Source organism: Pseudomonas sp. REB1044 (genome assembly GCF_038813925.1).
Taxonomy (GTDB): domain Bacteria; phylum Pseudomonadota; class Gammaproteobacteria; order Pseudomonadales; family Pseudomonadaceae; genus Aquipseudomonas; species Aquipseudomonas boreofloridensis.
This window is the reverse complement of record NZ_CP046139.1, coordinates 3,252,354-3,275,578: the sequence shown is the minus strand read 5'-3', so window position 1 is coordinate 3,275,578 and position 23,225 is coordinate 3,252,354. Positions and strand designations below refer to the sequence as shown.

33 protein-coding genes, 1 tRNA gene and 3 pseudogenes are annotated in these 23,225 nt (G+C 60.1%); 10 read left to right on the top strand and 27 right to left on the bottom strand.

Annotated features, from left to right (window positions below; translation table 11 throughout):
• The first annotated feature begins 254 nt into the window (after window positions 1–254).
• The 9 genes and pseudogenes from thrS to GKC70_RS14985 all read left to right on the top strand — a co-directional run bounded on the left by thrS (window position 255) and on the right by GKC70_RS14985 (window position 7,730).
• A complete protein-coding gene (gene thrS, locus GKC70_RS15025) occupies window positions 255–2,177 on the top strand; it encodes a threonine--tRNA ligase (protein WP_039576902.1) in 1,923 nt (640 codons plus the stop codon).
• Complete coding sequence (gene infC, locus GKC70_RS15020) at window positions 2,177–2,728, top strand: translation initiation factor IF-3 (RefSeq protein WP_205419309.1); 552 nt, start codon at window positions 2,177–2,179, stop codon at window positions 2,726–2,728. Before thrS ends, infC begins: the two co-directional genes overlap by 1 nt.
• Window positions 2,729–2,789: 61 nt before the next feature.
• Window positions 2,790–2,984: a 50S ribosomal protein L35 gene (gene rpmI, locus GKC70_RS15015; protein WP_003250667.1), complete on the top strand. Its 195-nt coding sequence runs from the start codon at window positions 2,790–2,792 to the stop codon at window positions 2,982–2,984.
• 28 nt (window positions 2,985–3,012) lie between these two features.
• The gene (rplT, locus tag GKC70_RS15010; RefSeq protein ID WP_003250671.1) at window positions 3,013–3,369 is read left to right on the top strand and encodes a 50S ribosomal protein L20; all 357 of its coding nucleotides are present in this window, start codon (window positions 3,013–3,015) and stop codon (window positions 3,367–3,369) included.
• Between the two features lie 110 nt (window positions 3,370–3,479).
• Entirely contained in the window at window positions 3,480–4,496 is a 1,017-nt protein-coding gene (gene pheS / locus GKC70_RS15005) for a phenylalanine--tRNA ligase subunit alpha (protein ID WP_342649151.1), read from the top strand.
• A 33-nt stretch (window positions 4,497–4,529) separates the two neighbouring features.
• Window positions 4,530–6,909: pseudogene (gene pheT / locus GKC70_RS15000) on the top strand (phenylalanine--tRNA ligase subunit beta).
• 4 nt (window positions 6,910–6,913) lie between these two features.
• A complete protein-coding gene (gene ihfA, locus GKC70_RS14995) occupies window positions 6,914–7,216 on the top strand; it encodes an integration host factor subunit alpha (RefSeq protein WP_029613142.1) in 303 nt (100 codons plus the stop codon).
• Window positions 7,197–7,553, top strand: coding sequence for a MerR family transcriptional regulator (locus GKC70_RS14990; protein WP_009394050.1), 357 nt, complete (start codon window positions 7,197–7,199; stop codon window positions 7,551–7,553). The genes ihfA and GKC70_RS14990 overlap by 20 nt, the downstream gene beginning before the upstream one ends.
• A gap of 100 nt (window positions 7,554–7,653) precedes the next feature.
• Window positions 7,654–7,730 (top strand) — tRNA-Pro (locus GKC70_RS14985).
• A gap of 90 nt (window positions 7,731–7,820) precedes the next feature.
• Here GKC70_RS14985 and GKC70_RS14980 read toward each other — a convergent pair.
• From GKC70_RS14980 to GKC70_RS14945, 8 genes and pseudogenes are all read right to left on the bottom strand, one after another.
• Window positions 7,821–8,923 (bottom strand): annotated as a pseudogene (locus GKC70_RS14980) (tyrosine-type recombinase/integrase).
• Complete coding sequence (locus GKC70_RS14975) at window positions 8,923–9,135, bottom strand: hypothetical protein (protein WP_342649150.1); 213 nt, start codon at window positions 9,133–9,135, stop codon at window positions 8,923–8,925. The pseudogene GKC70_RS14980 and the gene GKC70_RS14975 overlap by 1 nt, the downstream one beginning before the upstream one ends.
• A 37-nt stretch (window positions 9,136–9,172) precedes the next feature.
• Window positions 9,173–9,673: a hypothetical protein gene (locus GKC70_RS14970; protein ID WP_342649149.1), complete on the bottom strand. Its 501-nt coding sequence runs from the start codon at window positions 9,671–9,673 to the stop codon at window positions 9,173–9,175.
• 51 nt (window positions 9,674–9,724) lie between these two features.
• Window positions 9,725–10,207 (bottom strand): SAM-dependent methyltransferase, encoded by a 483-nt coding sequence (locus tag GKC70_RS14965; RefSeq protein WP_342649148.1) that lies wholly within the window; start codon window positions 10,205–10,207, stop codon window positions 9,725–9,727.
• The gene (locus tag GKC70_RS14960) at window positions 10,204–10,596 is read right to left on the bottom strand and encodes a phage protein NinX family protein (RefSeq protein WP_342649147.1); all 393 of its coding nucleotides are present in this window, start codon (window positions 10,594–10,596) and stop codon (window positions 10,204–10,206) included. The genes GKC70_RS14965 and GKC70_RS14960 overlap by 4 nt, the downstream gene beginning before the upstream one ends.
• Window positions 10,593–11,105 carry a hypothetical protein gene (locus GKC70_RS14955; RefSeq protein WP_342649146.1) on the bottom strand — a complete coding sequence of 171 codons (513 nt, stop codon included), beginning with the start codon at window positions 11,103–11,105 and terminating at the stop codon, window positions 10,593–10,595. Before GKC70_RS14955 ends, GKC70_RS14960 begins: the two co-directional genes overlap by 4 nt.
• Window positions 11,102–11,485: a hypothetical protein gene (locus GKC70_RS14950; protein ID WP_342649145.1), complete on the bottom strand. Its 384-nt coding sequence runs from the start codon at window positions 11,483–11,485 to the stop codon at window positions 11,102–11,104. The genes GKC70_RS14955 and GKC70_RS14950 overlap by 4 nt, the downstream gene beginning before the upstream one ends.
• Window positions 11,482–11,964, bottom strand: coding sequence for a hypothetical protein (locus GKC70_RS14945; protein ID WP_342649144.1), 483 nt, complete (start codon window positions 11,962–11,964; stop codon window positions 11,482–11,484). The genes GKC70_RS14950 and GKC70_RS14945 overlap by 4 nt, the downstream gene beginning before the upstream one ends.
• A 282-nt stretch (window positions 11,965–12,246) precedes the next feature.
• Here GKC70_RS14945 and GKC70_RS14940 point away from each other — a divergent pair, with 282 nt between their 5' ends.
• Entirely contained in the window at window positions 12,247–12,504 is a 258-nt protein-coding gene (locus GKC70_RS14940; protein WP_342649143.1) for a hypothetical protein, read from the top strand.
• Here GKC70_RS14940 and GKC70_RS14935 read toward each other — a convergent pair.
• The 19 genes and pseudogenes from GKC70_RS14935 to GKC70_RS14845 form a co-directional block, all read right to left on the bottom strand.
• Complete coding sequence (locus GKC70_RS14935; protein WP_342649142.1) at window positions 12,483–13,079, bottom strand: hypothetical protein; 597 nt, start codon at window positions 13,077–13,079, stop codon at window positions 12,483–12,485. The two genes, GKC70_RS14940 and GKC70_RS14935, sit on opposite strands and share 22 nt — an antisense overlap.
• A gap of 30 nt (window positions 13,080–13,109) precedes the next feature.
• Window positions 13,110–13,286, bottom strand: a complete 177-nt coding sequence (locus GKC70_RS14930) for a hypothetical protein (protein ID WP_342649141.1) — start codon at window positions 13,284–13,286, stop codon at window positions 13,110–13,112.
• Window positions 13,287–13,542: 256 nt separating this feature from the next.
• Window positions 13,543–14,700, bottom strand: coding sequence for an RNA-directed DNA polymerase (locus GKC70_RS14925; RefSeq protein ID WP_342649140.1), 1,158 nt, complete (start codon window positions 14,698–14,700; stop codon window positions 13,543–13,545).
• Between the two features lie 198 nt (window positions 14,701–14,898).
• Window positions 14,899–15,252 carry a four helix bundle protein gene (locus GKC70_RS14920; RefSeq protein WP_342649139.1) on the bottom strand — a complete coding sequence of 118 codons (354 nt, stop codon included), beginning with the start codon at window positions 15,250–15,252 and terminating at the stop codon, window positions 14,899–14,901.
• 52 nt (window positions 15,253–15,304) lie between these two features.
• The gene (locus tag GKC70_RS14915; protein ID WP_342649138.1) at window positions 15,305–15,877 is read right to left on the bottom strand and encodes a DUF1566 domain-containing protein; all 573 of its coding nucleotides are present in this window, start codon (window positions 15,875–15,877) and stop codon (window positions 15,305–15,307) included.
• A gap of 116 nt (window positions 15,878–15,993) precedes the next feature.
• A complete protein-coding gene (locus tag GKC70_RS14910) occupies window positions 15,994–16,473 on the bottom strand; it encodes a hypothetical protein (RefSeq protein WP_342649137.1) in 480 nt (159 codons plus the stop codon).
• Between the two features lie 59 nt (window positions 16,474–16,532).
• Window positions 16,533–16,892: a hypothetical protein gene (locus GKC70_RS14905; protein WP_342649136.1), complete on the bottom strand. Its 360-nt coding sequence runs from the start codon at window positions 16,890–16,892 to the stop codon at window positions 16,533–16,535.
• Window positions 16,867–17,232 carry a hypothetical protein gene (locus GKC70_RS14900; RefSeq protein WP_342649135.1) on the bottom strand — a complete coding sequence of 122 codons (366 nt, stop codon included), beginning with the start codon at window positions 17,230–17,232 and terminating at the stop codon, window positions 16,867–16,869. The genes GKC70_RS14905 and GKC70_RS14900 overlap by 26 nt, the downstream gene beginning before the upstream one ends.
• A 66-nt stretch (window positions 17,233–17,298) precedes the next feature.
• Window positions 17,299–17,817 (bottom strand): hypothetical protein, encoded by a 519-nt coding sequence (locus GKC70_RS14895; RefSeq protein WP_342649134.1) that lies wholly within the window; start codon window positions 17,815–17,817, stop codon window positions 17,299–17,301.
• A gap of 8 nt (window positions 17,818–17,825) precedes the next feature.
• On the bottom strand, window positions 17,826–18,443 hold the full coding sequence (locus GKC70_RS14890; RefSeq protein WP_342649133.1) for a lambda exonuclease family protein: 618 nt from the start codon (window positions 18,441–18,443) through the stop codon (window positions 17,826–17,828).
• Window positions 18,427–19,200 (bottom strand): ERF family protein, encoded by a 774-nt coding sequence (locus GKC70_RS14885; RefSeq protein WP_342649132.1) that lies wholly within the window; start codon window positions 19,198–19,200, stop codon window positions 18,427–18,429. Before GKC70_RS14885 ends, GKC70_RS14890 begins: the two co-directional genes overlap by 17 nt.
• A gap of 7 nt (window positions 19,201–19,207) precedes the next feature.
• Window positions 19,208–20,317: pseudogene (locus GKC70_RS14880) on the bottom strand (hypothetical protein).
• A gap of 157 nt (window positions 20,318–20,474) precedes the next feature.
• Complete coding sequence (locus GKC70_RS14875; protein ID WP_342649131.1) at window positions 20,475–20,651, bottom strand: hypothetical protein; 177 nt, start codon at window positions 20,649–20,651, stop codon at window positions 20,475–20,477.
• On the bottom strand, window positions 20,648–21,190 hold the full coding sequence (locus tag GKC70_RS14870; RefSeq protein ID WP_342649130.1) for a hypothetical protein: 543 nt from the start codon (window positions 21,188–21,190) through the stop codon (window positions 20,648–20,650). The genes GKC70_RS14875 and GKC70_RS14870 overlap by 4 nt, the downstream gene beginning before the upstream one ends.
• Entirely contained in the window at window positions 21,187–21,381 is a 195-nt protein-coding gene (locus GKC70_RS14865) for a hypothetical protein (protein WP_342649129.1), read from the bottom strand. Before GKC70_RS14865 ends, GKC70_RS14870 begins: the two co-directional genes overlap by 4 nt.
• Window positions 21,378–21,779 carry a hypothetical protein gene (locus GKC70_RS14860; protein WP_342649128.1) on the bottom strand — a complete coding sequence of 134 codons (402 nt, stop codon included), beginning with the start codon at window positions 21,777–21,779 and terminating at the stop codon, window positions 21,378–21,380. Before GKC70_RS14860 ends, GKC70_RS14865 begins: the two co-directional genes overlap by 4 nt.
• A 211-nt stretch (window positions 21,780–21,990) precedes the next feature.
• Window positions 21,991–22,380, bottom strand: coding sequence for a hypothetical protein (locus tag GKC70_RS14855; protein WP_342649127.1), 390 nt, complete (start codon window positions 22,378–22,380; stop codon window positions 21,991–21,993).
• 298 nt (window positions 22,381–22,678) lie between these two features.
• Window positions 22,679–22,942 carry a hypothetical protein gene (locus tag GKC70_RS14850; RefSeq protein ID WP_342649126.1) on the bottom strand — a complete coding sequence of 88 codons (264 nt, stop codon included), beginning with the start codon at window positions 22,940–22,942 and terminating at the stop codon, window positions 22,679–22,681.
• Window positions 22,943–22,998: 56 nt separating this feature from the next.
• A complete protein-coding gene (locus tag GKC70_RS14845) occupies window positions 22,999–23,220 on the bottom strand; it encodes a hypothetical protein (RefSeq protein WP_342649125.1) in 222 nt (73 codons plus the stop codon).
• Window positions 23,221–23,225: the final 5 nt, after the last annotated feature.

Genomic DNA, 23,225 nt, shown 5'->3' with positions numbered 1-23,225 from the left:
AAGTTCACCCTTGCCGCGTAATTTCCAAATATTTCTGCGATATCCGTAACCTGCGTGCTAGCATGCCCGGCTTGCAGCTCAACCCTTGCAGCTCGCAACTTTTTTCCAGTCACTCTGGTTCGTCCCTGAAAGGCCGAAAGGCTTCTGCCACTGTGAGGCAGGCTCTCCCACGGGAAAGTCAGGTCGGATCTTGTACTGGCTCATCCCAACCCACGTGACCTTTGGTAGGGGTCACCACTAGGAGAGGAGGCGCCATGCCCACCATTACTCTTCCCGATGGCAGTCAACGTTCATTCGACAAGGCCGTAACCGTAGCCGAAGTCGCCGCCTCCATTGGCGCAGGTCTGGCCAAGGCCACCCTGGCCGGCAAGGTAGACGGCAAGCTGGTCGACGCGTGCGACCTCATTGAACGCGATGCCACCCTGCAGATCATCACCCCCAAAGACGAAGAGGGACTGGAGATCATCCGTCACTCGTGCGCCCACCTCATTGGCCACGCGGTGAAGCAGCTGTACCCCACCGCCAGGATGGTGATTGGCCCGGTGATCGACGAGGGCTTCTATTACGACATCGCCTACGAGCGTCCTTTCACGCCCGAGGACCTCGCCGCCATCGAGCAGCGCATGCATCAGTTGATCGACAAAGACTACGACGTCGTCAAGAAGATGACTCCACGTGCCGACGTCATCGATGTGTTCACTGCCCGCGGCGAAGACTACAAGCTGCGTCTGGTCGAAGACATGCCGGACGAACAGGCCATGGGCCTGTACTACCACGAAGAATACGTCGACATGTGTCGTGGTCCGCACGTGCCGAACACGCGCTTCCTCAAAGCGTTCAAGCTGACCAAGTTGTCTGGCGCCTACTGGCGTGGCGATGCCAAGAATGAGCAGTTGCAGCGTGTGTACGGCACCGCCTGGGCTGACAAGAAGCAGTTGGCGGCCTATATCCAGCGTATCGAAGAAGCTGAAAAGCGCGATCACCGCAAGATTGGCAAGCAGCTCGACCTCTTCCATCTGCAGGAAGAGGCTCCAGGCATGGTGTTCTGGCACGCCAACGGCTGGACGGTGTACCAAGTACTCGAGCAGTACATGCGTCAGGTTCAGCGTGAGAACGGCTACCAGGAAATCAAGACCCCGCAAGTGGTCGACCGTATTCTTTGGGAGCGTTCCGGGCACTGGTCCAACTATGCCGAGAACATGTTCACCACGTCGTCGGAGAATCGTGACTACGCGGTGAAGCCGATGAACTGCCCTTGCCATGTGCAGGTGTTCAACCAGGGCCTGAAGTCCTACCGTGACCTGCCGCTGCGCTTGGCGGAGTTCGGTGCGTGCCACCGCAATGAGCCCTCGGGTGCGCTGCACGGCATCATGCGTGTGCGTGGCTTCGTGCAGGACGATGCACATATCTTCTGCACCGAAGAGCAGGTGAAGAAGGAGGCGGCCGACTTCATCAAGCTGACCCTGGACGTGTACAAAGACTTTGGCTTCACCGATGTCGCCATGAAGCTGTCCACTCGTCCGGCCAAGCGCGTCGGTTCCGAAGAGTTGTGGGATCGCGCTGAAGGTGCGCTGGCAGACGCCTTGAATGAATCCGGTCTGGAGTGGGAGTACCAGCCAGGCGAGGGTGCCTTCTACGGTCCGAAGATCGAGTTCACCCTGCGCGACTGCCTGGGTCGTAACTGGCAGTGCGGTACGCTGCAGTACGACCCGAACCTGCCGGAGCGCCTGGACGCCAGCTACATCGCCGAAGACAATGCGCGCAAGCGTCCGGTGATGCTGCACCGCGCCATCCTCGGCTCGTTCGAGCGCTTCATCGGCATGCTCATCGAGCACTATGCTGGTGTGTTCCCGGCTTGGCTCGCGCCGACCCAGGCGGTGATCATGAACATCACCGACAAACAGGCTGATTTTGCCCTTGAAGTGGAAAAATCCCTGAACGGTAGCGGTTTCCGCGCCAAGTCCGACTTGAGAAATGAGAAGATCGGCTTTAAAATCCGCGAGCATACTTTGCTCAAGGTCCCGTACCTTTTGGTTATAGGGGATCGCGAAGTCGAAACGCAAACCGTCGCTGTGCGGACTCGCGAAGGCGCAGACCTGGGCTCCATGCCCGTCGCCCAGTTCGTTGAGCTCCTGTCGCATGCGGTTTCCCGGCGTGGTCGCCAAGAATCGGAGTAATGACTATTAAGCGTGAAATGAGAAACGATAAACGAACTGCACCGAAAGCCCCGATCAACGAGAATATCTCGGCACGCGAGGTTCGGTTAATTGGCGCTGACGGCGAGCAGATTGGCATCGTCTCGATTGATGAAGCGCTTCGAATCGCTGATGAAGCGAAGCTGGATCTGGTGGAAATTTCCGCCGACGCTGTCCCGCCTGTCTGCAAGGTGATGGACTACGGCAAGCACCTCTTCGAGAAGAAGAAGCAAGCCAACGAAGCGAAGAAAAACCAGAAGCAGATCCAGATTAAAGAAATCAAGTTTCGTCCAGGGACGGAAGAAGGGGATTACCAGGTAAAACTACGCAACCTGGTACGTTTCCTTAGCGATGGGGACAAGGCCAAGATCTCTCTGAGATTCCGCGGCCGCGAGATGGCCCACCAGGAGCTGGGTATGGAGCTGTTGAAGCGGGTCGAAGCCGACCTTGCCGAATACGGTTCCGTTGAACAGCATCCTAAGATGGAAGGACGCCAGCTTATGATGGTCATCGCTCCCAAAAAGAAGAAGTAATCTCCCGGGCACGGCAGGCCTGATGATTATTGTGTAATTTTATCGAATGCGGAGTTCCAACATGCCAAAAATGAAAACCAAGAGCGGTGCTGCGAAGCGTTTCCTGAAAACAGCTTCCGGCTTCAAGCACAAGCACGCTTTCAAGAGCCACATCCTGACCAAAATGTCGACCAAGCGTAAGCGTCAACTGCGCGGTGCCAGCTTGCTGCACCCGTCTGACGTGGCAAAAGTCGAGCGCATGCTGCGCGTACGTTAATTTCGGTCAAAGATAGAGGAAGTTACTCATGGCTCGTGTAAAGCGTGGCGTCATCGCTCGTAAGCGTCACAAGAAAATTCTGAAACTGGCTAAAGGCTACTACGGTGCACGCTCGCGCGTATTCCGCGTTGCCAAGCAAGCGGTCATCAAGGCAGGCCAGTACGCCTACCGCGACCGTCGCCAGAAGAAGCGTCAGTTCCGCGCTCTGTGGATCGCTCGTATCAACGCCGGTGCCCGCACCAACGGTCTGTCTTACAGCCGTCTGATTGCTGGCCTGAAAAAGGCGTCGATCGAAATCGACCGCAAGGTTCTGGCCGACCTGGCAGTGAACGAAAAAGCGGCGTTTGCTGCGATTGTCGAGAAAGCTAAAGCCGTTCTGGCTTAAGTACCCGCGACAATCATCCACCGGCACACCGTGCCGGCGGGTGTAAAACGTCATCGATAGGGGAAGAGCCTTCAAAGCTCTTCCCCTATTTTCGTATCTGGAGTCTGTACATGGAAAACCTGGACGCGCTGGTCTCCCAAGCCCTTGAGGCCGTGGAGCGCGCTGAAGACATCAATGCCCTGGAACAGATCCGGGTCCAATTTCTCGGCAAGAAGGGTGAACTGACCCAGGTGATGAAGACCCTGGGCAACTTACCCGCCGAAGAGCGCCCCAAGGTCGGAGCGCTGATCAACGACGCCAAGGAACGCGTCACCGACGTACTCAACGCCCGTAAGGCTGCCTTCGAAGAAGCTGAGCTGAACGCTCGCCTGGCCGCCGAATGCGTTGACGTCACGCTGCCAGGTCGTGGCCAGACCACCGGTGGCCTGCACCCGATCACCCGCACCCTTGAGCGCATCGAGCAGTTCTTCACTCATATTGGCTACGGCATCGCCGAAGGTCCTGAGGTCGAAGACGACTACCATAACTTCGAAGCGCTCAACATCCCCGGCCACCATCCGGCCCGGGCGATGCACGACACGTTTTATTTCAATGCCAACATGTTGCTGCGTACCCACACCTCGCCGGTGCAGGTGCGCACCATGGAAAGCGGCCAACCGCCGATCCGCATCGTCTGCCCAGGCCGGGTCTATCGCTGCGACTCGGATATCACCCATTCGCCGATGTTCCACCAGATCGAAGGCCTGCTGGTCGACCGAGACATCAACTTCGCCGACCTCAAGGGCACCATCGAGGAATTCCTGCGGGTGTTCTTCGAGAAAGAACTGGCGGTGCGTTTCCGTCCCTCGTTCTTCCCCTTCACCGAGCCGTCCGCCGAAGTCGACATGGAGTGCGTGATGTGCTCCGGCAAAGGCTGCCGTGTGTGCAAGCAGACCGGCTGGCTGGAAGTGATGGGCTGCGGCATGGTCCACCCGAACGTGCTGCGCATGTCCGGAATCGATCCCGAAGAATTCTCCGGCTTCGCCTTCGGCATGGGTGTCGAACGCCTGGCCATGCTGCGTTATGGCGTCAACGACTTGCGTCTGTTCTTCGACAACGACCTGCGGTTCCTGGCGCAATTCCGCTAGGCCACACCTCGACGCAATCTTCAGGAGAACAGCATGAAATTCAGTGAACAGTGGCTGCGCGGTTGGGTCAACCCGCATGTCTCCCGTGACGAACTGGTCGCCCGCCTGTCCATGGCCGGCCTGGAAGTCGACAGTGTTACGCCGGCGGCTGGCCAGTTCAGCGGTATCGTGGTGGGTGAGATTCTCGCCACCGAACGGCATCCGGACGCCGATAAGTTGCGTGTGTGCCAGGTCAGCAACGGCCAGGAGACTTTCCAGGTTGTCTGCGGCGCGCCCAACGCTCGCCCCGGCATCAAGATCCCCTTCGCCATGATTGGCGCCGAACTGCCGGGCGACTTCAAGATCAAGAAGGCCAAGCTGCGCGGCGTCGAGTCGTTCGGTATGCTCTGCTCGGCCGCTGAACTGCAGATCAGCGAAGAAAACGACGGTTTGCTGGAGCTGGCTGCCGATGCGCCGGTGGGCGAAGACATTCGCCAGTACCTCAACCTGGATGACGCCAGTATCGAGATTGGCCTGACCCCCAACCGTGGCGATTGCCTGTCGGTGGCGGGGTTGGCGCGCGACGTCAGCGCCCTGTACGACGTCCCGGTCACCCGCCCAGTGGTGCCTGCGGTGGCGGCAGTCCATGACGAAGTACGCCCGGTCGAAGTCAGCGCCCCCACCGCGTGTCCGCGTTATCTGGGCGGGTAATCCGTAACGTCGACCTGAGCAAGCCCACCCCCTGTGGATGGTCGAGCGCCTGCGTCGCAGTGATGTGCGCAGCATCGACGCCGCCGTCGACATCACCAACTACGTAATGCTCGAGCTCGGCCAGCCCATGCACGCCTTCGATCTCGCCGAGATCAATGGTGGCATCCACGTGCGCATGGCCGAGGAGGGCGAGAAGCTGGTTCTGCTCGACGGTCAGGAGGTTGCGCTGCGTAGCGACACGCTGGTCATCGCCGACCACTCGCGCGCCCTGGCCATCGCGGGTGTCATGGGCGGTGAGCACAGTGGCGTCAATACTGAGAAAACCCGCGATCTATTCCTGGAAAGCGCGTTCTTCGAGCCTGTGTCCGTCGCTGGCAAGGCGCGCTCCTACGGCTTGCACACCGATGCCTCGCACCGTTTCGAGCGTGGAGTCGATTCGCAACTGGCCCGCGAAGCCATGGAGCGTGCTACGGGCTTGGTGTTGGAGATCGTAGGCGGTGAGGCCGGCCCGATTGTCGAAACCGTGAGCGAGCAACACCTGCCCAAGGTCGCGCCGGTCACCCTGCGCGCTCAGCGCCTCAGCCAGGTGCTCGGCATGGACATGGATCCTGCCCAGGTCGAGCAGTTGCTCAATGCCCTGGAGCTGAAAACTCAGTCCAATGGGGAAGGGGTGTGGACTGTCCAGATCCCGAGTCATCGTTTCGACATTAGCCTTGAAGTCGATTTGATCGAAGAGCTGGCGCGTCTGTACGGTTACAACAACCTGCCCGTGCGCTATCCACAAGCGCGCCTGGCACCCAAGGCTCGTTCGGAAGCCCGCGGCGAGCTGCCGATTCTGCGTCGTCTGTTGGTGGCCCGCGGCTACCAAGAAGCGATTACCTACAGCTTCATCGATCCCAAGTTGTTCGAGCTGTTCACGCCAGGTGTCGAACCGCTGCTGTTGGCCAACCCGATTTCCAGCGACATGGCCGCCATGCGCGCCTCGCTGTGGCCGGGTCTGATCAAGGCGCTGCAGCATAACCTCAACCGTCAGCAAGATCGCGTGCGTCTGTTCGAAAGCGGCCTGCGCTTCGTTGGACAACTGGGCGACCTCAAACAGCAACCGATGATTGCCGGCGTGATGACTGGAAGTCGCCTGCCAGAAGGCTGGGCCAACGGCCGGGATAGCGTCGATTTCTTCGATGTCAAAGCCGACGTCGAGGCTCTGTTGGGCTACTCGGGTGCGCTGTCCGACTTCACCTTCAGCCCAGGCAACCACCCGGCCCTGCACCCTGGTCAGACCGCCCGTATCGAGCGTGACGGCAAGGAAGTGGGCTATGTGGGCGCCATCCATCCGGAACTGGCCAGGACGCTTGGTTTGGAGCGTCCGGTGTTCGTCTTCGAGTTAGTGCTGGGCGATGTGATCGAAGGCCGCTTGCCGAAGTTCAGCGAGCTGTCCAAGTTCCCTGAAACCCGTCGCGACCTGGCATTGATTGCAGGCCGAGAGGTTGCTTCGAGTGCAGTGCTTGAATTGATTCGTGACAATGCAGGCGAATGGCTCACAGACCTCAGGCTGTTTGATGTCTACCAAGGTAAAGGCATTGATCCTGATAGAAAAAGCCTGGCGGTCGGCTTGACCTGGCAGCATCCATCGCGCACTCTTAACGACGATGAGGTGAACGCCAGCTTGCAGAATATCCTCACCTCGCTCGAACACAGGTTGAACACCACGTTAAGGAAATAACGGCATGGGTGCTCTGACGAAAGCTGAGATGGCCGAAAGGCTGTACGAGGAGCTGGGGCTGAACAAGCGCGAGGCCAAGGAGCTGGTCGAGCTTTTTTTCGAAGAAATTCGTCATGCGCTTGAAGAGAACGAGCAGGTCAAGTTGTCCGGTTTCGGTAACTTCGACCTTCGCGACAAACGCCAGCGGCCGGGCCGCAACCCCAAAACCGGGGAAGAGATCCCGATCACCGCTCGCCGTGTCGTCACCTTTCGTCCAGGGCAGAAACTGAAAGCCCGGGTTGAGGCCTATGCTGGAACCAAGTCATAACGACGAGCTGCCCCCCATTCCGGGGAAACGCTACTTCACTATTGGTGAGGTGAGCGAGCTCTGTGCGGTAAAGCCGCACGTGCTCCGTTATTGGGAACAAGAATTCCCGCAGCTCAATCCGGTCAAGCGTCGCGGTAATAGGCGGTATTATCAGCGTCAGGACGTTTTGATGATTCGGCAAATCCGCGCCTTGCTGTATGATCAAGGCTTCACCATTGGCGGGGCGCGCTTGCGGCTCTCCAGTGATGAGGCCAAGGATGATACGACCCAGTACAAGCAGCTGATTCGGCAGATGATTGTCGAGCTGGAGGATGTGCTGGTGGTGCTGAAGAAGTGATCTGTCGACTGAGCGATGGAAAATTTTTGAAAAAAAGCTTCCATTATTCAAAAGGTTAGGTTAAATTCTTCACCGTTCTCAGCGGTATAGAGAATGATGTCGGGGCGTAGCGCAGCCCGGTAGCGCACTTGCATGGGGTGCAAGGGGTCGAGTGTTCGAATCACTCCGTCCCGACCAAAATACTCCAAGAAATCCAGTCACTTAGCGGTGACTGGATTTTTTATGGGCGGTCGTGCGCAAAACCTGCGCAAAACTTGCGCAAAACTTTCAAGCGAAATCACCGATATCGAGGTCTGCTTCTACCTCAGACCAGACCACATCCTCGTGCCCCTTCTGGTAGTTCTTGGTCATGTTCTCAGTGGTGTGACCAGCTATTTTCTGGCCGTCCTTCCCGGCCCGTTTGTAGAGGTGGAGCGACAGTGCTCGAACCTCGTGGAAGCCTGGCATCTCTTCCTCTCGCAAGTCGCTGTAACAACCTGCAGCGTCTCTTGCATCCTTGAAGGCCCTGGTAAGAAACCTCTCGTCAACCTTCGTCCAGTGATCTTTCCCCTCTCTTTTTTTCTTCCGCTCAGGTCGTCGGTGCACCAGGTAGGGCGATAAAATTTCGTCGCGGCATCGGCTTAAAACTTCCCCGAGCTGGTCTGTCACCTTGATCTTGAGCCAGCCGGCATCCGATGCCTTCTCTGTCTTGCTCTGTACGACATAGAGGTATCCATCCCTCACATCCTCAAACTTCATGTCGAGAATGTCGCCGCGTCGCTGGGCAGTGATCAACGCGAGATCTATCGCATTACGAAGCCACTTCGGCGACTTCTCGCGGATCGCCCGGAGCCCCTCAATAGTGTGGCGTTTGCGCTGCTTCTTCTCGATCTTCGGCATCGTGCTAGCTGCCGGGTTGTCAGGGCACAATCCCTTTGCGGCGGCGTGGTTGAAGACATCGATCAGGATCGCTCGCGCTTGGTTGCTGGCCCTCGCCGTCAGGGCTCTAGGAACTCTGCGACCATGCGAATGGTGATCTGCTCGATGGAGCGGTCGCCCATGCTTGACCTGATCTGTTTGAATCTGACGCCGTAGAGGTCCAGCGTGGCTTTGGCCAACTCCCGTGGCGGGAGAATATCGGTCTCGTAGACAGTCAAAAAATCAGAGACGGTCATGCTCTTTTCATCGAGGACCAGTGCTACAAGATCGCCCCCACGTAGGAACGTAGTGTTCAACTGACAGGCAGCATCGATAGCCCGGCCCCGGTCATTGCCGAATTGAAACCACTTACCATCCGTGGGCCGGCGATACCTGTAGGTACCGCGGCGCGCATCGAAGTAGAGGTTCATAGGCAGGCCCTTGTTGGCCTTGTTCCGCGGTCGGGGAACCATCAGGCAGCTCCTTGCAGCACCATGTCGACGAGAGAATTGCCGGTGGCGCGCTGATAGGCTGCCCAGTCAACGTACCAGATCTTCCCAATGCGCTCCCCGGGGAGCTTGCGGTCTCGCAGGTGGTTTCGTATAGCTTGCGAGCACAGCGGGGTACCGTTGACCCCCCAGTTTCGCCGCTGGAACTCACTGATCTTGATCAGCTCTTTTTTCATGTTGGTCTCCACGCCGCCGGTGGCGGCAGGTTGGTGGTCAGGCGGATGCTCGGGCCGCTTTGGCATGGCCAACGCAAACGCGCAGGGGCTCGCCTTGCTCATCCAGGTCGGCATGACACATGAAGCCCTTGCGGTCATGCGCCATGAACTCGGCGTCGCTGGTGGTGATGGGCGACTGGTTGGCGATCGATCCAAGACGGTAAGCGCAGCCATGGCAGGCGCCAGCCGGGTCGCACTTGCTGGCGATCTGCACGCCCTGGCAGGCGCCGAAAATCGTCGGCAGATTCACGCTACTGAACTTGTCAGGGTGCACGCCGCATTCATGGATCAGCACCATGTCGCTCATTTCTGCGCAGTTGGCAGCAACGGAGTTGGCCATGCCGATGAACTGGGCCAGGATCTCTACCAGCTTCTCGCTGCCGTACTGATCAAGCAGCGCCTGGATCATCGCCCTGCGTGCAGCAAGTGCGTGCTGGCCAATCCCGGCGACCAGTAGCGCGTCGTCGGGTGTCATGCTGTATTCGGTATTTTCAGGCACGGTTCATCCTCGCCCGCGCATGTCGGCGGGCTTGAGTAGTGAGGGGAGGGGTTAGGCTGCTGGGCGTTTCATAAAGGTGATCCAGTGCGTTTTTTCGCGCTTGCCGGACTTATGGCCAAACAGGGGTTTTTCATTGGTGAGCGCCAGCAGCTCGCTGACCAGCACCTGGGTTTCGTTCCACTTGAAGATCAGGATCCCCTCGGGCTCAAGCACGCGGAAGCACTCGGCGAAACCTTGGCGGATGTCCTCCCGCCAGTCGCTGGTCAGCAGTCCATACTTGGCACGCAACCAGCTATCGACGCCGGCACGGGTGAGGTGCGGCGGATCGAACACGACCAGGCGAAAGGTTGAGTCCTCGAAGGGCAGCTTGCGAAAGTCCATCAGAACGTCAGGTTCAACCTTCAGCACCCGGCCGTCGCAGAGCAGATGCTCCTCGTCGCGGATGTCACCGAATAATGCACGCTGGTCTTGCTTGTCGAACCACATCATTCGGCTGGCGCTGCAAGGATCGAGAACTTTTATTACAGCGCTCACGGCACGAGCTCCTTCGGCACCTGGACTGAATCACCCAGCTTGGAATGCACCAGTCCACGACAGAACGCGACTAGGGCCGTAGGTCCGTAATGCCAGTACATCGAGTTTCCGGGTCCGGCGTAGTAGCACGCATCGCTGGCGCCCTGGCGGTTCCACTGGCATCCGCCACGGTGCTTATCCACCAGCGGCCCGCCCAGCGCCCATGCTTCCCAGGGGTTGTACCGCTTGCAGCGCTCGGTCACTTCGCCCCGGTAGATTGAGAACACGAGCCAGCCGTTGCCGTAGTGTGGCGGCTCGAGGTGCAATTCCAGCCCTTCAGCTATGCCCACCGCCCAGCCCAGAGCCTCGCCCGAAAGATCCGCCGTCTTCACTTCGATCAGGTCGGTCATCGCTGCACCGCCCGCCAGAATGGCCCCTTGTTGGTCACCAAGCCCTTTCGCTTCAGGCGCTGACATGCCTTGCTGATCTCTTCGCGAGATTCGCGGATGGCGCCGCGCATTGCGTGGGCAGTTGAGCCCTCAATGCCAATCAAGTGCCCAAGAACTCGTTCATCTGTCCCGCCGTCGAGCATGCCTTGGCCAAACTTGGCAGCCACTGTTGCCACTGCCAAGCGGAGCGCCTTCATCCTGGCGCCGGGATCGTCTGTATGCGACACCTCGCTCTGCTTGAATCCGACGTAAGGAACATGGGCTGTGGCCCGTGCAAGGTGGTGTAGGCAGCAGATGTCCATCCTGAGTTTCGCGATGATGAGCAGCGTCTGCCTGTCGTCCTGCATCGGCAGCCAGACCTCACGGCCTGTCTCAGGGTCGTCGTAGTAGAAGGAGTCACTGCCGCGCCGGTACTCCAGGTCAAAGCCCATGGCCTTGGCCGACAGCTTGATGATGTCGTCTTCTTTCACAGCTCATACCTCTCATCAATCCAGAGCGCCGGAGCGCCTGCGGGTGTTGGTCCGTCGTCTTGTTGTTCGTGCGGGGAGAGCTGGCGATCGGCGCCGGCCTGGTCTGGGCCGCGTAGCATCCAGTCGGGCAGGCACGACAGCGTGTTACCACCCAGCGACCAGCATGTGACGCCATTGACCGAGTCGCGGTAGACGTTCATGCGGGTGGTCAGAGGGTTTAGGTCCGAGCCGTGGAAGTAGCTGGCCATCTTGTCTCGATTGGCCTTAACGCGCGCCTGCTCGCGCTCTGCTTGGCACTGGGTAGGATCGCTACTCCAGCAGTCAGGCTGGCAACCGGCCAGAGTGGCCAGCAGCAGGAGGCAGAGGGCGAGGCGGGTCATTCCTGAGCCTCCAAGCGTTCATGGGCAACCATGTCGATGAAGGCCTGCGGCAGCTCGACCGCCTCATGACCCGGAGACCAGGACAATGGCGGGCACTTGCGGATCATCTCGTTGAGCAGTTCGAACGCTGCAAGCAGCTGCTCGTTGTTGATCTCGCCATCTTCTGGCAGGTCATCACAGAAGTGGTCGCCTGGATCAATCTCGCTGGGGTAGTTCGGCGTGCAGAAGACCAGTCTAAGGTCGGTCAGATCGATCTCATGCTCGATCAGGTGGTCGCGCAGCTCTTCCTCGCCAAAGAAGTATCGGTCGCCGTCGTATTCAGTGATCGCTTCGCCGGCCCATACGCGCTTCGGCATGGCTGCGAACTTGGCGGCCCGGATCTCTGCATGGCAGGCCGCGCACCACCCGTTTGTGGCATGGATGGGGTGCTCTGGGTTCTTCGCGCAGTGGCGGTGGGTCGACCCGCAGTAACGGGCCATGTGCTCGTCCTTGCCCCAGAAACGGCCAGTCGCATCGACCCAGCCGGTAACGGTCTGGAGGCTGGCGGCTTCGGGGATTCGTACATCACGACTTTTTCTTCGCGCACGGTGATTCCTTTGCCGCCATATCGCGGCAGTGAATAGAGGGGAGGGTCAGGTATTAGCTGGTGATGAGGCTTTTGGTATCGCTCGTCGGCTTAGAGGCCAAGTACTGGACCTTTTCACCGCTTGGAGTGGTCTATGAATTAGGTACGGTTATCAATGGCTTGCGGATGAACTCTCATGAGCACTGACAAACATGAGCGCCGATTTTTGGCGTACCAGGCTCTCAAGGATCTCAGCGATGTCGCTGCTGACACTATGAAAATGATCGCCTACGAGCAGATGGGGCACATTGACTGGAATGAAACCTGTCGTCGACATCGCGAGGCTTTTTCTCGATGGATTGATATTGCTGAAGGTCAAAAACTGGTCAGCGAGGAGAGTGCCAGCGGTCCTGTCCACTTAAGTGAACTGCCTCAGCGCTTTGGAAATAAATAGCTATTTCCTCGCCTGGCTGACAGAGCGTTCCGCGCGACAGTGCCGTCCTCGATGAAATCAGGCTCGTTGCCGCACCACAGGATGTTCAGTGGCTCTCCGCTCACTGTGTCCCAGTTTCCGCTTTCGAAGTGGAAGTGCTCGCGGTCGGCGTAGAACCTCAGCGCTGCGCGCAGCCGCTCAACCTCGGCAGTGTCTGCTGGCGCTGGGTGGGTGTAGAGCGGCCCCAGCTTGGTGATTTCGTCGAGGCAGGCGTTCCATGCAGAATTCTTCGCATTCTGCATAGGAGAGTTCCCTTTTTTATGGGTTTTCCGCACAGGCAGCGCCACCGGCTCGCCCTGGTGCTGCTGGGCTGGCAATACATCGGACAGCGCGATTTCGGGAGCCTTGCACTGGGCAGCATCGATCGCCGCCATCGCCAGGTCTCGGTCACGCATGCCGGGCACGCCTTTCAGGCGCGTGATGCAGGCTGTAGCAGCCTCAACCTGCTGCTCTGTCCAGATGCTGCGCTCCACCAGCTTGAAGCCCTCGGGCACGCTGACTGGTTCGGTATTGCTGGATCGGTTTTCTGTGGGCATGGGGATACCTCGCCGGAGTGGCGTGACTGGTCAAAGGGTGATTTCGCCGGAGTCGATCTTTCGCAGCTCGACGACCTCGATCTTCTGGGTGCCATCGGTGATCACCCAGCAGGGTAGGTCCAAGTTCTGGAATGTGCCCCGGTAGCTCCGGTACGCGCCCAGCGCTGCTTTGCGGAAGCAGCTCGACGCCACCTTGCCGATTAGCATTGGTTTCCCCCCCTGTGAGCTGGAGGTCGAAAACCTCGATCTTGTCGATGCGCTTGGCGGCCGCTCGGACGGTGTTCGGCGAGAGCCTGAATTCCTCGGCGACCTCGGCCACGCGCTTGTAGATCAGAGCATCGTGAATCGCCTGATCGCGGGCGCCGTTCCGCAGGCCTGCGTAGATGACTTGCATAGGTAAGCCTCCTGGCCTGCGCGGCCTGGTGCGTTATCGTTGAATAGGGGAAGGCGCTGGAGGGCAGCGCTATCGTTTCGGGTAGGTCTTCGTGAGCTCGCCGTTGACCGTATGGCCTCGGCGAAGAATCAGGTTCGCCAGTGTGGCTCGGTCTTTCTGGCTGTGGCTGGCTTGCCCAAGCAGTCCGAAGTAGCTGTTGGCCGTCTCGCGCAGATTCTCTGCCGGCGCTGCTGCTGTTCGCTTCAAGGCCTGAGCAACTGACTTCTTGCGGGCGGTGCGCCGCCAGGGCTTGATCACATGCCCGACGAAGTCCACGCCACGTTCGATTGGCTGCAGGATGGTCTTCGAAGGGTTCAGCTTGACGCCCAGGCTGGGCAGAAACTGTTCGATCTGGAAAAGCCAATCGTTCAGCTTTTGCGGCGACTCATGCAGCAGCACGAAGTCGTCGACGTAGCGAATGTAGTGCCTTGCCTTGAGAGTGTGTTTGCAGAACTGGTCCAGGGCGTCGAGGTAGACGTTGGCGAAGAACTGCGACGACAAGTTGCCTATAGGTAGGCCTAGGTGCGAAGGCTGCGCGGTTAGGCGCTTGTGCTGGGGAACCCGATTGAACAGGTTGGCGGGGCTCCGGGTTATGAAGTCCTCTCGCGGGTCATGCATCAACACCTGTAGGGCTAGTTGTCTGAACCATGGGTCATCGATGCGGCTGGCCAACTGCCTGGAAAGCACGAGCTTGTCGATCGACACGAAGAAGTTGGCCAGGTCGCACTTGAGGTAGAAGCCAGGCCTCGACCAGTTCTGCGTCTGGCTGCGGATCTTCGCCTCCATTCGCTTACCGGCGTACAGCGTGCCGCGCCCTGGGATACAGGAGCAACTGTCCGCTATGAAGCTGCGCTCGATGGCGGGGCCGATGCGGTTGTACAGCAGGTGGTGCACGATGCGGTCGCGGAAGTCGGCGGCCCACACCTCGCGGGCTTTTGGCCGGGTGACCACAAAGCAGATTGAGCGGCCGGGCCGGTACGTTCCGGCCTGGAGCTCGTCGTGTAGGTCGAGGAGGTTGGCTTCCATGTCTACCTCGAAGCGTCTTGCGCTCGCGGTGTTCCGCTTGTGCCGGCGGCAGTCGTAGTAGGCCTGGGCCAATTCCTCGAAGGTGAAGCTTGCAACGGGCGAATCTGCGGACGGGGCGGACGAGACGCTCGTTGTTCTTGTCGTTGTTGTTGATCCAGCCATCTTCGAAGTCCATGTTGTAGGCGTTGTTGGCGGAGAACTGCGACCTATCGTGCTATCTACGTCGCCAGGACGATTGCTCAGCCTGGAAACTGCGCCGGACCTACCAGCAGGTGCTGGCGGTATCCGTGGCGCGCATGGCGGTGATCACAGATCAGCGGCACGACCAGATTCAGCGCACAGGCAGGAGAGCCGTAACCCTCAAGCAGCGGGCGCGGTTGCGGATTTCTTCCAGGCGTTTGCCTGTCGGCCTACGGAGGCCGTGAGCTTCATTGCTTTGGCGTGCTGACCTTTACTGATCAAGCCCTTGTTGGTCAGGGCTCGCAGGAGGTAATTCAGCATCCAGACGCTTTCGAGCAGGAGGTTCAGATGAGGGAGCTTGTGCTGCGCCATGTTGGCTCGACCGATCAGCACCAGAGCTTGCAGGCACTCGTCCCGGATCTTCGACCCGACAACCTGTTTCAGGTCGCGCGGGATGTTTCGGACCAGGTCGAGCGAAAGGCCGAGTAGTTCTTCGGCCGCCCTGTGGATCTCAAGCTCTGTGTGAAGGGCCATCCTAGCCTCCTAAAAGCGAGGGCGCTTCTGCGCCCATGAATGAAGAAATGAATTACGGAATAAATCTGCGGACGGGGCGGACGAGACGCTCGCCGTCCTTGCCGCTGCCGTCGATCCAGCCATCTTCGAAGCCCATGTAGTAGGCGCTGTCGGCGGAGAACTGCGAAGACGACCAGTGATAGGCCTTCTCGAACAGCTCAGGAACGTTCGCCTCGGCAACCTGCAGTTCGCGCCGAGCTGGGAGATAGAAGTCGGCATGCCCGTCGGCAATGAACTCGCTGGCGAGTTTGGCGGCCGGGTGATCGCTTTCGTCTGCCAGCAAAGCCTTGGTGTTGGCCAGGCCATCGCTCATGCTGGTTGCGCCCTCGCATTCCTCGCCGCGGCCGCCCCATTCCGCGCGCAGTTGCTCGGACAGCACCGGAGCGATGAGGTAGTAGTCCGGCGCGCCGTTCTCGCCGCGAATCAGACCGGCGTTGTAACCGCCTTGCCCTGGCCAGTACGAACCCAACGACGGCACAACAGAAGGCGTTGCATCGAGCGCTGCATAGTTCAGCAAGCGGTCGAACTCGCGCTGGATGATTCGGGACGCCACGCCGGCGTCAATGCTGATGCTGACTTGCTCCATGGGGTGCTCCTGATAGAAATAGGTGCAGGCGGCCGGCGCTTCCCGGCGCGCTTCTGGTCTGATCGCCGTCCTGACGAACCCGGAATCGCCTGCGAAGAAAGGAATGAATGGTTGAATTACTGAATTGGAAGGCTGCGGACGGGGCGGACGAGACGCTCGCTGCTCTTGCCGTAGCGGCCGTGGACCCAGCCACCTCCGAAGTCCATGTAGTAGGCGAAGTTGGCGGAGAACTGCGAGCTCAGCCAGTGGAATCGATCCTCGCGCAAGGTCAACAGGTCATCATCCTTCGCCGCCATCAGTAACTGACCCTCCAGGCAGGAAGGGATGAAAGCACCCAGTTCCAGCGCCTTGATGGCGATCTCACTGCCGGCCTCTGCCATGGCGCGGGTGTTGGACTCGCCGTCGCTATAGCTGCTGGCGCCTTTGATCTCGACGCCGTATTCACCCCATTTGCCGCTCAGTTCGTCCGGCAGCAGGATCAGGGCACGCTCTTGACCGTTGAGCCAGTAGCGGGTGACGAATACGCCACCGGCCAGGGTTTGGCCGCGCTCCGGCAGGTCGGCGGCGGCAATGGATTGCAGTACAGATTGGGTCATGACTTTCTCCAGGGTGTGCGCCGCCCTCCGTGGCCGGATGCGGCATGATTCGGCAGGGTTCAGCCGTTGCCGAGCAGCAACAGGCCGGTGTCGTCTGGGTCTTCGCCCAGCATCAAGTCGGGCGTCCGTAGCTCGCGCCCGATGCGGAACTGATCGAGTCGGCGCGCCACAAAATCCGACACCACGATTTCGTGGCGCGGCGCACTGAGGAAGTGAAGGGCCGCTTCAGGCCCCAATTCATGGATGCGATGGATCAGCAGGGTCACGGCCTCGCCGTTTTCCTCCACGCTGGCCCAGGCCTTGATCTCGGTCAGAGCCTGCTTGGTGCCTTGGCGGACCTTCAGGCGCAGGTCCTCGACCTGGGCCTTCGCCTCCTTGTCGCGGCGATCCTCGTCACGCTGCTGCTGAGTCTTGGCCATCGTCTTCTCCATTGCGCAAGAAGCGGGTGCCCGGCGCGTACTCCAGCAGGTCGCACACCCGGTTGATGATCTTGAGCGCGGCGTCGAACACCTTCGCGTCGTCCGGCTCGCGCGCCAAGCGCTTCATGTTCGGCTGGTGCTCGAGGCAGACCTTGTCGACCAGGCGCCTGGCCAGCCGGCGCAGGTGATCGGCGTTGTCGTGCACACGTAGACTCAGCGCGAAGGCCAGGGCCACATCGTCAGGCCGGTACTGGCCGCCACTGCGGGTGTTGTACAGCTTCTTGACCGGGCGATTCAGCCAGCCCGGCAGGGTTACTACTCCAGAAGAGGCTTTTTGCATGTGGTTGCTCCGTGAGGCCGCTGGGCGGCAGGTGGAACTGCTCTTGGCGCCGGCGCTGGCGAACCTTCACACTGGTCCGTCGCATCGCTTGCCCTCGGCCTTGGGGTAATCGACGCTGAACAGGTGGATGACCCGGCAGAACTTGCGATCCGAGATCCCCAGCTTTGCCTTGGCCTGGTGCCGATTCAGGCCCTCATCGCGTAAAGCGGTGATCTGCTTGGCCAGCGCCCGGTCGGCGGCCGGATCGGTGTAGGTCCGGGCCGCTGGCGCGCGCTCCCTCCGCGGCTCTGGCTGGAAGGAGAAGCCGCCGTCCCTTGTCGCCTGGTACAGCGCGCTCTGGCTGAGACCGGTGTGGGCGCGAGCCTGCGCATAGGTCATGGTCTCGGCAAGCGTGCGCAGTTCGGCCAGTTGCTCCTGGCGCCGCTTCTTCTTGGCGCATTCCGGCCTGGGCGCTGCGGCCTGGACCTTTTCAATGTCGCGGTGCGGCCGGTGCGGCGTGTAGTGATAGCCCTCGAGTACGATGATGCTGCCTCCAGAGGCGAAGAAGGCGGCCTTCGCTGCCTCCAGGTCGATTGATGGGTTCATGCTGCCCCCTATGCTGCAGAACGCATGACTTTTTCCATGCGCTCGTCGAGGATTTCGTAGAAGGTTTTCACGCGCTCGGTCAGCTTGCGGATCAGCACCTCGTCGCGGTAAACGCGTTTGACGAATAGGGGCATGCCCGGCCAGTAGCTGATGAAGTCCAGCCACTCGCGTTCGGAGACCCAGAGGCCGCCCTGGCATTGAGCCACGTGCTCTTTGGGTACTTCACCGTTCAGGATGACGCTGACCTGAAACTTGGGGAGCTTGGTCTTGATCTCCGTCAGGCCCTGGTCGCCGACCAAGGCGTCCGGCGAGTACCCGATACCATGGTTGAGGATGATTCCGACCGATCGTGTCTCCACGCTCTCGCGATCCTCATACAGGCCGCGCGCGACGCCCTCCAGCTCGTGCCCACGGATAGTAGCCATGGTCTTGAAGGGGATTTCAGCAGCCTCCTCGGTGATCCGCTCGCCGATAAGCTGGTCCATGTAGGTGAAGGCGGCCACGCCGAATCCAGCTTCACCCTTGCCTGCGACCAGGAGGCAGTCCAGCTCGCTGCAGGTAACGATGCCCAAGCGAAGGGCAAGCCACTCCGGAGTACCCTGCTCGATTTCAGTGATGATCTGCATTCTGTGGCTCCTGCGCTGCTGCTTCGTGCTGTTTGACCGACTTGCTGAGCATCCCCAACACCTGGTCGAATGCCACCTTCTCAACCGCCGACGGCGAGCCATGGATATTGGCAAACGCGGTTTTTGCCTTGTCGCTGCAGCGCTCCAGCAGCATGGCCAGCTGCGTGGCCTGTACCGATGTCACTCGCGGCGTCACCACGGCGCCATTGCCGTCATCGTCCTCCCCAGTGGTGGTGAAGTTGAGCAGGGCGCCTGCGGTATAGCGTTTTCCGTAGCTGACGCTCGAGGCCACGGCCTGCACGCCGTTCTTGCTGCCGCTGGTGTCGGCCGGCAGCACCAGCGAGGTAGTTTCGCGATGGCCAGCCCGATGGCTGAGGACGCCCTCCACCTCGATGCCGCGCTCATTGCGAGGCGTCCGGAAGGAAAGGGCAAAGCCGTGGCGGGCCAGGACGGGCTTGATCATCTCGTTGATGTCCTCCCACAAGGCGTAGGTGCTTTGCACGCGGCCGTTGCGATCCTTGATGCCGCCGCGCTCGCCGATCACCGGCAGCTCCTCCTGCATCGCTGCCAGCGCTTCGTCGTACTGCTGCTTGGCCTGCAAGGCCTGAATGTTCTGGTGCATCACCATCAGGCGCTCCATCTTGTCGATGTCCGCATTCGGGTTCAGCGCCACTTGCTGGATGATCTGGAGCACAGTCGTCGACTCGGAGGGAATCGGGTGCTGCGCGGCCTGCTCTACGCGAGAGACGTTGTTCATGGCGACCTCAGTAGGAAATGGTGATGTTCGGGATCTTGCGCTGGGCGATCAGCTTGACCGCCATCTTGGCGCAAGACTCAGGCAGGCCCTCGGCAATGAAGGCTTGAAGAGCTGCACGATTGATGCCCCGGCGGTGCGCTTCGTCGCGCTCGCGGACTTCCTGCTGGCGGACGATCTCGGCAGCAGCAGCACCGGCGCGGCGGCGCTCGTCCTGAAGTGCTTGCTCGGCAGCCTCCTTGGCCCGGCGGTCGGCGTCTTGGCGCTCCTGCTCCGCGCGATGCTCGGCGGCGATGCGATCTGCCTCGGCTTGCTCAAGGGCTCGGCGCTGGGCGGCAGCCTGGTCGATCAGCTCCTGCTCGCGACGTGCCGCTGCATCGCGCTCGGCCTGCTGTTCCCGGGCGATCCGTGCGGCTTAGTCGATCTGGGCCTGTTTGACGCGCTGGCGCTCGGCCTCCACGGCTTGCTCCTGAGCCAGACGAATGCGGTCTTGTTCGGCGCGCTCTTCGGCCTCGCGCTGCAGGCGGGCCAACTCGGCTTGCTGGGCTTCGAACTGCTCGCGTTTCTGGAGTGCTGCCCGCAAGGTGGTCAACACCTTGTCTTTGGCGCTGCCCGCTTCTGCCTCGAATTCCTCCCAGTGCGCGCCGAGCTGCATACCTTCGGCTTCAGCAATCAGCCCTTTGAGCTGAAGGGAGTTCAGTTCGCCCAGGTCGTCGGCCAGTGTCTTCAGCCAGTTCAGGCGGTCGTTATGGCGATCAACCCGTGCATCCTCGGCGGCCTGCCAGTCATCCAGAGGCTTGCGCACTTCTTTCTGCCAGGATTCGAGAATGTCCCACACCCGCTTGCGTTCAGCATCGATGCGGCCCGGAACCTTCTTCTGCTCTGCCGACAGTTCCTTGCCTTTGTTTTCGATGGCAGTTTTGGTGCGCGCTACCTCGTAGGCCATCGACGCGATTTCCTTGCGGCCTTTGACGGTCTTGAGGTCTGGCACCACGGCCAGGAACTCGTCGATCTTCACGCGGATTTGCTGAAGCCAAGGCTCGAGGCCTTTTTCAGCGCTGTACACCGCCAGAGCTGTTTCCTGCGGAGGAGCGACGATCAGTTCTTTTTCTGCGGACATGCGAATCTCCCGCGCCAGCCATGCGGTGGGCGCTGATGTGTTGGTTACTGGGTGATGGAGCCAGCCAGAGCGCTGGCCAACATGAAGGCTGTGCAGGCGAAGATGGCAGAGAAGGAACCGCGCCAGATGACCAGGCGGCGGACGCGCTGGTAGCGGGTCACTGGCACGGCCTCGACTTGGCTATTGGCCTGCGCTTCAGCCAGTCAGCCTTGATCGGGTGGGGCAGATCTACCACACGCATACCCACCGGAAAGCGCAGAGTGCCGCGAACCTGGGCGGCTTGCGCATCTTCAATCTGCTCGTCGATGAGCGTCTTCACGATTGGAGTGGTCATGACGCCCCCTGCTTGCGGTAGCCCTTGTCGAACAGCTCGGCACAGATTCGCCGTGTCTCGCTTGCGTTGCTGTGCGATAGGCCCTGGTACATGTCGTCGATCTGGCGCTTCCTGTTTTCAGCGACTCTCTGTTCGGCGTCGATCTGGTCTGCGGTCCGGACTGGGCGGAACCGCTTGAAGTCAGAACTCTCGGTAAGCTCATGGAGCTTTGGCACGAACTCTTGGCCGGAAAGATCGCGTAGCACCACGCGATCGGTGCCCACATACATGACAACCGCATCAACCCAGTTGGCGTTAATGTCGAGGCGTTCGATTGTTTCGCCAACGGCCGGCAGGCCCTCGCCATTCCACGCCGGGCGTTTGAGCAAAGGTCGATGGCACTCCTCGATGCGCAGGCCGTATGCGGTGTAGGTTGGAACAATCCAGCCACGCTTGAGATTGAACAGCAACAGCGCCTCGCCGACCTCGCGCAGGAAGTTCTGGTCGACCGGGTCGAAGTGGGTCGCTTCAGGGCATTCCGCCCAGTTGGGATCTTTCACGCAGCCTCCTTGCGCCCATCAACGATCTTGTTGAGGCGCCCGCAGTAGTGGTTGAACTCTTCGATGGTGATGCGCTGGTCGGCCATCATTTCGGTTAGCTGACGTTGCACCAGGGCAGAGCAGACAATCGGTGTTGCCGGGTCGGCGAGGGCATCAAGCTCCTCGTCAATGAGAACGTGGGGACTTCTCATAGCGCGTCCTCAGCCTGGGCCTGAACTCCGGCGGCAGCGAATGGCGTGAGCAGATCGCGAGCCAGTTGCTCAAGGACGGAATCAGGGCAGGGCACGGCCATCACCTCGTGGTACACGCTGTGCGATTCACCCATGTCGCGGCGCCGCACCGCCAACAGAAGCCTGCCCACGGCGTTGGGACTAGTGATGCCTGGCGATGCGTGCTCGTCCACGGCCTGAGCGAAGCGCTCGTAGGTGACACCGCGAGTCTCGCCGCCAATCTGGAAGGTTGCATCGGCGCCACGCAGAAGCTGATGGAACATGTCCTGAATCCAGATCTCCCGCGCCCGGGCCCGATCGCTCACCGCTGGAGGCATCCGGTTGTCGTACTCAAACTGTGCTGCTCGAAGTGCGCCCATGGTCGCCTCCAGGTGGTGGGTTACTCGGTGGGTGGGGAAGGGATAGCCATCCAGATCTGAAAGCCGTGGTAGAACTTGCCAGCGGCTCGATCAACAATTGCGGGGGCGAAAGGGTGGTGTTCGTCGTAACGGCCGACCTTGAAGCCTCCGTTAAAGGGAATCACAACCCACTGGTCATGCGTTGGCAGCTGACTTTCAGAATTAATCCAGGTCACGGCTTGGCCCTCGCTCTTAGCATTGCGTCGGCAACCGCATAGGACTGCTCTGCGATGTCGTCAATGTCACAACCCCAGTTGTCGTCGTGAGCGCATATGCCTTGCATCGCCCTAACTGCGAAATAGTCTCGCAACGATGCTTGAGAGATCGAAGATGCAGCCCTTTCGGCGGCGATGCCTTTGAAGGCCTCAACGGCGGCGTCCATGATCTTTTGGTCGGTCAGGAAGCTCTTCACCTCGCTTATCCGAAAGATCATCTGCATCTTGTTTTTCTTGAGCGGCTCAGGAAATCCAGGGATGGTCCTCCAGCGCCAGAATGTGGATCGCGATATTTCAAGCTCTCTGCAAATCTCTGCTGGCGTTCGCAGATCGGGATCTTTAGCCATGATTACCTCTGCAACCGCATTGATCAGGTGCCGGGCACCAGTGACCAGGCTGGGCGTGAAAAGCCAAGCCCGGCACCTGTCGATGCGGTCGTATGTGAAGGGAAGGGGATGCGGGGTGTATCGGTGATGCGATCTGGCCGGCGCTGCATTCTTCCGGCTTGGCGGCCTAACTCTATGAGGCCTCAGTAGCTCGCCAACGAGGCTAGGTTTGCGCATCAGCCTGCGCATTCAGATCACATCCCGATGCACCCTGCGATGGGGAGCAGGGCATCGGGCCGTCTTTCCGGCTGTCAGTGAGTCAGTCGAGCCCAGTTTCCGGTGTGGCCCGTCGAACGACAGTGGCCATGCGCTCGAAAGTAGCGGCGAGCTGTTCGCGCCGGTCTGGCGATTTCGGGAGCCAGAAAGTGACGGCACTGCGGTCGTCATCCTCTGGCGGGTGATGCAGGCGCTCGCTGCTGTGCAAGATCATCTGCACGGCGCTGTAGGTGAGGCCGGTGTTCGATTCCTTCTGGATCTCGATTACCTCGTTGGTCAGTTCCTGGCTGTACACGTTGATTCGCATGGTCGCGCTCCGTTTGATTTCCCGTCTGGCCCTGTAGCCAAGGCCAGCCAGTGAAGTCAGGCAGCGCGAGCCAGTTCCGCCTGAGCCAGCAGCTCGGTTACGGCCTCGGCCGGGGTGCAGCCGTCGGCGTACAGGTCGTGCAAGTCGCTTTCTTCCTGCGAGCCCAGGGCGACCTGGTGGCCGAGCAGCTCGGACGCCTTGTCGATCCAGCGGTAGTAGGTGCGTTCTTCAGCGTTTGCGCGGCATTCATCAGCCGCCATGGTTGCCATGTTGAACATTGCGA

What these genes read in the sequence shown, in the direction of transcription:
- GKC70_RS14915 (WP_342649138.1), bottom strand. Translation starts at nt 15,877, where the DNA reads ATGGAGCAAGTCAGCATCAGCATTGACGCCGGCGTGGCGTCCCGAATC.
- GKC70_RS14895 (WP_342649134.1), bottom strand. Translation starts at nt 17,817, where the DNA reads ATGAACCCATCAATCGACCTGGAGGCAGCGAAGGCCGCCTTCTTCGCC.
- ihfA (WP_029613142.1), top strand. Translation starts at nt 6,914, where the DNA reads ATGGGTGCTCTGACGAAAGCTGAGATGGCCGAAAGGCTGTACGAGGAG.
- GKC70_RS14850 (WP_342649126.1), bottom strand. Translation starts at nt 22,942, where the DNA reads ATGCGAATCAACGTGTACAGCCAGGAACTGACCAACGAGGTAATCGAG.
- GKC70_RS14940 (WP_342649143.1), top strand. Translation starts at nt 12,247, where the DNA reads ATGAGCACTGACAAACATGAGCGCCGATTTTTGGCGTACCAGGCTCTC.
- GKC70_RS14990 (WP_009394050.1), top strand. Translation starts at nt 7,197, where the DNA reads ATGCTGGAACCAAGTCATAACGACGAGCTGCCCCCCATTCCGGGGAAA.
- GKC70_RS14845 (WP_342649125.1), bottom strand. Translation starts at nt 23,220, where the DNA reads ATGTTCAACATGGCAACCATGGCGGCTGATGAATGCCGCGCAAACGCT.
- GKC70_RS14890 (WP_342649133.1), bottom strand. Translation starts at nt 18,443, where the DNA reads ATGCAGATCATCACTGAAATCGAGCAGGGTACTCCGGAGTGGCTTGCC.
- GKC70_RS14910 (WP_342649137.1), bottom strand. Translation starts at nt 16,473, where the DNA reads ATGACCCAATCTGTACTGCAATCCATTGCCGCCGCCGACCTGCCGGAG.
- GKC70_RS14855 (WP_342649127.1), bottom strand. Translation starts at nt 22,380, where the DNA reads ATGGCTAAAGATCCCGATCTGCGAACGCCAGCAGAGATTTGCAGAGAG.
- GKC70_RS14975 (WP_342649150.1), bottom strand. Translation starts at nt 9,135, where the DNA reads ATGAAAAAAGAGCTGATCAAGATCAGTGAGTTCCAGCGGCGAAACTGG.
- GKC70_RS14875 (WP_342649131.1), bottom strand. Translation starts at nt 20,651, where the DNA reads ATGACCACTCCAATCGTGAAGACGCTCATCGACGAGCAGATTGAAGAT.
- infC (WP_205419309.1), top strand. Translation starts at nt 2,177, where the DNA reads ATGACTATTAAGCGTGAAATGAGAAACGATAAACGAACTGCACCGAAA.
- GKC70_RS14945 (WP_342649144.1), bottom strand. Translation starts at nt 11,964, where the DNA reads ATGGCCCGTTACTGCGGGTCGACCCACCGCCACTGCGCGAAGAACCCA.
- GKC70_RS14920 (WP_342649139.1), bottom strand. Translation starts at nt 15,252, where the DNA reads ATGGCCCTTCACACAGAGCTTGAGATCCACAGGGCGGCCGAAGAACTA.
- GKC70_RS14860 (WP_342649128.1), bottom strand. Translation starts at nt 21,779, where the DNA reads ATGGGCGCACTTCGAGCAGCACAGTTTGAGTACGACAACCGGATGCCT.
- GKC70_RS14885 (WP_342649132.1), bottom strand. Translation starts at nt 19,200, where the DNA reads ATGAACAACGTCTCTCGCGTAGAGCAGGCCGCGCAGCACCCGATTCCC.
- GKC70_RS14950 (WP_342649145.1), bottom strand. Translation starts at nt 11,485, where the DNA reads ATGACCCGCCTCGCCCTCTGCCTCCTGCTGCTGGCCACTCTGGCCGGT.
- rpmI (WP_003250667.1), top strand. Translation starts at nt 2,790, where the DNA reads ATGCCAAAAATGAAAACCAAGAGCGGTGCTGCGAAGCGTTTCCTGAAA.
- GKC70_RS14960 (WP_342649147.1), bottom strand. Translation starts at nt 10,596, where the DNA reads ATGACCGACCTGATCGAAGTGAAGACGGCGGATCTTTCGGGCGAGGCT.
- GKC70_RS14925 (WP_342649140.1), bottom strand. Translation starts at nt 14,700, where the DNA reads ATGGCTGGATCAACAACAACGACAAGAACAACGAGCGTCTCGTCCGCC.
- GKC70_RS14865 (WP_342649129.1), bottom strand. Translation starts at nt 21,381, where the DNA reads ATGAGAAGTCCCCACGTTCTCATTGACGAGGAGCTTGATGCCCTCGCC.
- GKC70_RS14930 (WP_342649141.1), bottom strand. Translation starts at nt 13,286, where the DNA reads ATGCTAATCGGCAAGGTGGCGTCGAGCTGCTTCCGCAAAGCAGCGCTG.
- GKC70_RS14905 (WP_342649136.1), bottom strand. Translation starts at nt 16,892, where the DNA reads ATGGCCAAGACTCAGCAGCAGCGTGACGAGGATCGCCGCGACAAGGAG.
- GKC70_RS14935 (WP_342649142.1), bottom strand. Translation starts at nt 13,079, where the DNA reads ATGCCCACAGAAAACCGATCCAGCAATACCGAACCAGTCAGCGTGCCC.
- pheS (WP_342649151.1), top strand. Translation starts at nt 3,480, where the DNA reads ATGGAAAACCTGGACGCGCTGGTCTCCCAAGCCCTTGAGGCCGTGGAG.
- rplT (WP_003250671.1), top strand. Translation starts at nt 3,013, where the DNA reads ATGGCTCGTGTAAAGCGTGGCGTCATCGCTCGTAAGCGTCACAAGAAA.
- thrS (WP_039576902.1), top strand. Translation starts at nt 255, where the DNA reads ATGCCCACCATTACTCTTCCCGATGGCAGTCAACGTTCATTCGACAAG.
- GKC70_RS14900 (WP_342649135.1), bottom strand. Translation starts at nt 17,232, where the DNA reads ATGCAAAAAGCCTCTTCTGGAGTAGTAACCCTGCCGGGCTGGCTGAAT.